Genomic DNA, 5,532 nt, shown 5'->3' with positions numbered 1-5,532 from the left:
CCCTTCAAGGCGGCATGACAAAGCGGCCGAACCGGGTGCTTGAGACCACCCGGCCGGCCTCACCACAACCCACCTACTAGAGAGGTGTTTCATGTCCACCCAAGAGACTAACAGCGTCGGATCGACCGATCCTCGCGTGGCGGCGATTCTTCGAGAGATCGCATCGCTCGCGCACACGGCCTCGGAAACGATGGAATCGGCCGAGCTGAGTGCAGAGGCGTCAGCGGGGCTGCAGCTCATGCTTCAGATCGGCTATCTGGCCGACAGCGGCATCAAGATCACCGGGGGAGTTCAGCAATGCGGCGGCGCCGCTGACTGGTTCGCCCCCTTCCTCAACGAAGGCGAAGTGGAGGCCCTCAATGACTGACCCCACCTCGTTTATGGCCGGCGTCGCGCTGATGGACGAGATGTTGCGCGAGGCAGAACGGCAGGCCGCAGCGGAAGTAGCCGGAGAGGATGTATCTGGGGGCTTCTGGATTGAAGCGGATATACGCGGAGGAGTGGATCTGAACATCTACCTCCGCCCATTGGTCGCCGAACTGATATCTCGACCAGAACTGATCGAAGGATTCTCGGCGGCGCTTGGTGATTACCTTGGAACACTTTGCGCTGGGCTCGTCCCGGCAAACGGCGATGCGTACACAAACCTGAGTTACGACGACATCATGGTGTTCGTTCCACCACCGGAGGAAGAGCCGGTATCGAATGTGATCCCCATTCGACCGGCGTCTAGCGCCGCTGCGGAAATCCGGCATAGCTGAGTGTGGCAACTAGGCGCCGCGGCCGGCCTTCGAACGCGAGCAACCCTCGCGTCGCAGCGGCAGATATCGCGATCGCGAAGACGATGCACACCCTGTTGATGTGGGGCTTCCCGAGAAAGTGTCCCCCCAACCACAGCGGCGGCGGCTATGCGGACATGGCCGTCGCCGCCAGTGCTCGCAAGCTGCTAGGCCGAGGCGACGCCCATGGCCTGGCGCTGTCGGGGGAGCGTATCTGCCAGATCTACGCGAAGTGCATGCCAGAAATTCGCGCACGCGAACGCGATTGCATCTGGAAGAGCCCATCGAGATACCTTGTTGATGGGCGGCGTCAAAGCATGCCGATTGCAAGTCGAGGGAAGTCGCTTGCCGAGCTGGCCGACTTGCTCATACGAAACGAGGGCGAATGGGTGGAACCAGAACCGGAAGGATCTGACTTGATCTTTCATCATGACTTGCCGCTCACCGCTGCCGAGCATCGAAAGTGGCTGGCCACCCCCCGGCTGCGCTTGAAAAGTGGGTAGAAAAATGGCGTAGCCCGATCGCGCCGCCGATCCTCTCCCTCTATGCACCCTCCGATGTCCGGATGGTGCAAAGACCACGAGAGAGGATCAAGATGCAAGCACCCGAAGTCGAGTCCCCTGCCCGGCTGACTGCGCTGGTTGATCGGCTGGATTGCCTGACCGAGCAAGACCTCCAGCTCCTCTGCGATGTCAAGGACGGCACCGAGGAGTCCTGGCGCAAGCGCGGCAACGGACCGCCCTACGTCCGCGCCGGCAACCGATACCTCTACCCGCGTGACGGCGTAGCCAGTGGCTCGCCGCCCGTGTGCGTGAGCGCAACGCCGTTCCTGCGGGGAGCATGCTGTGAGCGGGAACACCGAGCTGCAAGAGCTGACTGCCATGTATCGGGAGCAGTTCGCCATCATCAGCGCCGTCGATCCGGCGCAGGCGACAGTCGAGCGCGTCAAGGAGCTAGCGCGCCGGCAAGCCCTTGCCGCGCGCAAGGGGTTCGTTCTGGAGCGGTTGGCAGACGACACTTACCTTGGCGCACAGCTTGAATGGGGGATGCACGCCATCCTGCCGAACGAGCGCGCCGTCGACGAATGGCTCACGAGGATCGGAGCCGCTGAGTGAGCGTCGACGCGCTTCTCTCCCGGCTGGACGACCCGAAGCCGAACGGGCCCGACCGCTGGCGCTGCGCCTGTCCGGTGTGCGGTGGCCGAAATCGGTCGACGCTCTCGATCGGCGTGGGCGACACCGGTGCGGTGCTGCTGAAGTGCTGGAAGGAGGGTTGTGGCCCCGAGCAGATCGCGAACGCGGTCGGCCTGGAGCTGGAAGACCTGTTCCCGCCGCGCGATAGCTCGGGCCCGCCGCTGAAACGCCGCCGTCTCATCACCGCGACTCAGGCGCTCGACGTGCTCGACAGTGAAACCGCCTTGGTTCTACTGAGTGCGTCCGACATGGCGAAAGGCGAGCTCGTGGACTTCGAACGGCTGCTCACCGCGGCAGCGCGCATCGCGTTGATTCGAGACGAGGTGCGAGCATGAAGTCACCCGCCGCAACGCTCGAAGCGCTTGATGCTCAGGTGGAATCCCATGGCGGGCGGCGTGCCGTTGTGCAGCGCGAGCGCCGTCGCGCGGAGGCGTCGCTGGTGTCGAACGCCCCCCGCATCATGGATGCCGCCGCGCTGATGGAGACGGCGCCGGAGCCGGTGCGTTACGTCATTCCCGGCTGGCTCCCCGACGGGCTCACGCTGCTGGTCGCGAATCCCAAGATCGGCAAGTCGACTTTGATCCTGCAGGTGGCGGTGGCGCTGGCAGGTGGCGGTGAATTCTGGGGCTCCAGGGTTCCGCGCGGCAAGGCGCTGATGATCGACCTGGAGACGAACGAGCGCCGCCTCCGCCGCAAGCTCGAACAGGCCGGGATCACGGCGCTGGAGCCTGGCGCGCTGCTGTACGCCACGGACTGGCCCCGGGGGCTGCTCGGCGTGGACGCCATCGCCAACGCGGTCGAAGCCGACCCGCAGATCCGACTTGTCGTGATCGACACGCTGCAGCGCTTCCGCGATGCTGGTGGCGGCAAGCAGAACGCCTACGCAGCCGACTATGAGGCGCTGGCGCCCCTACAGCAGCTGTGCCGGGACCGACCCGGGCTGTCTATCGTCTGCGTGCACCACAAGCGCAAGGCAGCCACCGACGATCCCGTCGACAGCATCAACGGCTCCGCCGCAATCGCTGGCGCCGCCGATGGGATCTGGATCCTCAGCCGCAAGGGCATCGGCGAATTCACCCTGCACGTTCACGGCCGAGACTGGGAGCGCGAGGAAGACGAGTTCAGGCTGGAGCGCTCTGACGGATCGTGGCAACTGGTCGACGGTCCGACCTACAGCGACGCAGACGCGCAGGTGCTGAAGCATCTGGACATCGGCGGGGGCATGACGCCCACCCAGCTGGGCGCAGCACTCACGGTCTCCAAGCAGGCAGCGCACCAGCGGCTGCGCCGTATGGCCCAGGCCGGGCTGGTCAGCTGTAAGGAAGGGGTCTGGTATGCAGGCTCCTAACTCTTTCTTTACTGCATTGACAGTATTGACGAGCGTTGACGCCTTGACGGCGTTGACGAGCCTTGACCGTCAAGTCTGTCAACGCGTCAACGTGGTGTGTGCGGGAGGTGGCGATGAGCGCTGAAGCCGCCTTGACCCGCTCGTGGAAGGTCGGCAGCCGCACGTGCGTGCTGTCCATCCCGAAGCCCGGCCCCGGCGCCGTGGTCTCCGCGGTGATCGAGTGGCTGCCCGATCTGCCGCATCGGCTGAACGACTCAGAACAGCGCCAGTACCTCACCGGCCGCAATGCCGCCCTCCAAGACCTGTCTCACGAGCTGGGCATCCGCACGGCCGTGATCGACCTTTGACCGAAAGGACTCCATGAACACCACCACCCAATTCCAAACCCGCCTCGAAGAACTCCGGGACGCCCGCTTCGTCGCTGCCCGGGACTTCGAAGACGTGACCGCGGCCGGCGACGACAGCGAGGCTGCCTGGCAGAAGCTCCAGACCCTTGATGCCGAGATCACCCGCACGCAGGCCAGCCTGGCCGCCGCCCAGCGCCATGAAGAGGCGGCGACCGATCGCAAGACCCGGGACGCCCGGGAGAAGGCCGAGGCGAAGGCGAAGGCTGCGCACGAGCACGCGATGCAGGCCGCCCTGAAGTTCGAGGAAGCCATGGAACGTGCCGCGGTGCTGCACGGCGAAGTCCTGGCCGCATTCGAGGAAGCCCACCGCCTGCAGATCGGCAACACCCCCGCCGGCAGCACGCTCGGCGCCCCGGCCGTCATCGCCCGCATCGAGGGCCGCTTCCGCCAGACCGTCGCACGCCAGCAGCGCCGCGGTCCCAACGGCAAGCCCATGCCGGGCGGGCCCTCCATCGAATCCCTCGCGTCCTTCTTGGGCGTCAAGCGTTCCGGCGGCTTCCTCAGCCGGTTTGGTCTTTAAAGGAGAGACACATGAGTACCTGGGCACTCTGCGGCGCGATCGACCGCGCCCTCAACGTCACCTTGGGTGAGGACGACTTCCACGGCGTCTGGGGCGGACCTTCCATCGGAGGCAAGGAAGCAGCCGTCATCGTGAACACGGACCAGATCCACACCAGGCTGGAGCTGGTGACGCTGCTCACCGCGATGAAAGCCCGCATCGCCGAGCGATCGGCACCGTTCCTGGACTATCCGGCCGGGCTCGCCTGGGAAGGGTTCTGGACCCGCAATCTCAACGGCCTGACGATCGGCCGGCGTATGACCAACGAGCGCCAGGAAGTCAGCAACACCTACATGTTCGCCGGAAACCGCGAGACCGATCCCCGCACCGTGGCGCGCAGCCCCGTCGTCGGTCCGTGCTCCACCGCGTGCAGCGTGATCTTCGATGTCGACAAGCTCCTCGACCGAAACCAGATGCTCGACGGCATCAGCGTCGTGGTCGACGGACTCATCGACTACATCAACGAAGACCCGGACGCCCCGCTCGCCGACCTCTTCGTCTACCACTGAGGGAAGACATGGAAGCACCGCTGACCCCCGAGAGCGCACAGGCCGAACGTGCGTCCCTGGTGAGTGACAAGGCCTTCACCGCCGCCGCCATGAACCCTCAGGGCAAAGAGTGGGCGAGGCTCACGGAGCTGAACCACGTGATCGCTGGCGCCGACGAGCCCGACGCTTCGCAGCCCGAGAACCCGCCGGCATTCGAAGCTCCACGGTCCCCGGACGAATACCAGCTGTCCGCCGAATGGGCCAAGGAGCACGGCATGGAGATGGGCGAGTCCCAGAAGGCGGATCTTCGTCAGAGTCTGCACGCTGCCGGCGTCGATGCCGACCTGGCCGAGGCCGCCCACATGGTTGCCCTCGATGCTGCGTTCTACGTCCGCACCGACGCGGAGGCCGTGCACGAGACCGCCAAGGCCGAGCAGCAGCTCCGGGGCATCTGGGGGGCCTCCTACGAGGGGTTCTAAGCCGGAACCGCCGAAAATTCCGTCAGCCGATCAACGTGGCTTGTCCCGCGCCCGGTCGATGGGGTAGACCCAACAGTCGTGTCACTAGCCGCCATTTCGATCACGGCAATGCCAGCCGGACGTCACGTCCAGATTGTTCCGGTCTGGATGAGGCCGACTGACGTCTCGGATGACGGGTGGCATACAACTGCTGTGAGTCCTGCAGGGGGCAGCTGCCTGACCGGACGGCGAGCATCAGCCATCTCATGTATTAGTCATGTCAGCTTTGACACTGCGCAG

10 protein-coding genes are annotated in these 5,532 nt (G+C 65.1%); all 10 read left to right on the top strand.

The annotated features are described in order from the left end of the window. Nucleotides 1-91: 91 nt before the first annotated feature. Nucleotides 92-367 carry a hypothetical protein gene (locus x551_RS17845; protein ID WP_152543569.1) on the top strand — a complete coding sequence of 92 codons (276 nt, stop codon included), beginning with the start codon at nucleotides 92-94 and terminating at the stop codon, nucleotides 365-367. After that, entirely contained in the window at nucleotides 360-761 is a 402-nt protein-coding gene (locus x551_RS25440; RefSeq protein ID WP_152543568.1) for a hypothetical protein, read from the top strand. The genes x551_RS17845 and x551_RS25440 overlap by 8 nt, the downstream gene beginning before the upstream one ends. 83 nt (nucleotides 762-844) lie before the next feature. After that, nucleotides 845-1,282 (top strand): hypothetical protein, encoded by a 438-nt coding sequence (locus x551_RS25435; protein WP_152543567.1) that lies wholly within the window; start codon nucleotides 845-847, stop codon nucleotides 1,280-1,282. A 342-nt stretch (nucleotides 1,283-1,624) separates the two neighbouring features. Next, entirely contained in the window at nucleotides 1,625-1,894 is a 270-nt protein-coding gene (locus tag x551_RS17840) for a hypothetical protein (protein WP_036234381.1), read from the top strand. Further along, entirely contained in the window at nucleotides 1,891-2,307 is a 417-nt protein-coding gene (locus tag x551_RS17835) for a hypothetical protein (RefSeq protein WP_036234383.1), read from the top strand. The genes x551_RS17840 and x551_RS17835 overlap by 4 nt, the downstream gene beginning before the upstream one ends. 68 nt (nucleotides 2,308-2,375) lie before the next feature. After that, nucleotides 2,376-3,320 carry an AAA family ATPase gene (locus x551_RS17830; protein ID WP_036234385.1) on the top strand — a complete coding sequence of 315 codons (945 nt, stop codon included), beginning with the start codon at nucleotides 2,376-2,378 and terminating at the stop codon, nucleotides 3,318-3,320. 113 nt (nucleotides 3,321-3,433) lie between these two features. After that, nucleotides 3,434-3,667, top strand: a complete 234-nt coding sequence (locus x551_RS17825; protein WP_036234387.1) for a hypothetical protein — start codon at nucleotides 3,434-3,436, stop codon at nucleotides 3,665-3,667. A gap of 13 nt (nucleotides 3,668-3,680) precedes the next feature. After that, on the top strand, nucleotides 3,681-4,247 hold the full coding sequence (locus x551_RS17820) for a hypothetical protein (protein ID WP_036234388.1): 567 nt from the start codon (nucleotides 3,681-3,683) through the stop codon (nucleotides 4,245-4,247). 62 nt (nucleotides 4,248-4,309) lie between these two features. Beyond that, nucleotides 4,310-4,795 (top strand): hypothetical protein, encoded by a 486-nt coding sequence (locus x551_RS17815; protein ID WP_152543566.1) that lies wholly within the window; start codon nucleotides 4,310-4,312, stop codon nucleotides 4,793-4,795. A gap of 8 nt (nucleotides 4,796-4,803) precedes the next feature. Further along, entirely contained in the window at nucleotides 4,804-5,253 is a 450-nt protein-coding gene (locus x551_RS25905; protein ID WP_036234392.1) for a hypothetical protein, read from the top strand. The last annotated feature ends 279 nt before the right edge of the window (nucleotides 5,254-5,532 follow it).

Origin of the sequence: Methylibium sp. T29, from assembly GCF_000576205.1 — a bacterium.
Classification (GTDB): Bacteria; Pseudomonadota; Gammaproteobacteria; order Burkholderiales; family Burkholderiaceae_C; genus Methylibium; species Methylibium petroleiphilum.
This window is presented reverse-complemented; position numbering and strand designations above follow the sequence as displayed.

What these genes read in the sequence shown, in the direction of transcription:
- x551_RS17845 (WP_152543569.1), top strand. Translation starts at nt 92, where the DNA reads ATGTCCACCCAAGAGACTAACAGCGTCGGATCGACCGATCCTCGCGTG.
- x551_RS25440 (WP_152543568.1), top strand. Translation starts at nt 360, where the DNA reads ATGACTGACCCCACCTCGTTTATGGCCGGCGTCGCGCTGATGGACGAG.
- x551_RS25435 (WP_152543567.1), top strand. Translation starts at nt 845, where the DNA reads ATGCACACCCTGTTGATGTGGGGCTTCCCGAGAAAGTGTCCCCCCAAC.
- x551_RS17825 (WP_036234387.1), top strand. Translation starts at nt 3,434, where the DNA reads ATGAGCGCTGAAGCCGCCTTGACCCGCTCGTGGAAGGTCGGCAGCCGC.
- x551_RS17820 (WP_036234388.1), top strand. Translation starts at nt 3,681, where the DNA reads ATGAACACCACCACCCAATTCCAAACCCGCCTCGAAGAACTCCGGGAC.
- x551_RS25905 (WP_036234392.1), top strand. Translation starts at nt 4,804, where the DNA reads ATGGAAGCACCGCTGACCCCCGAGAGCGCACAGGCCGAACGTGCGTCC.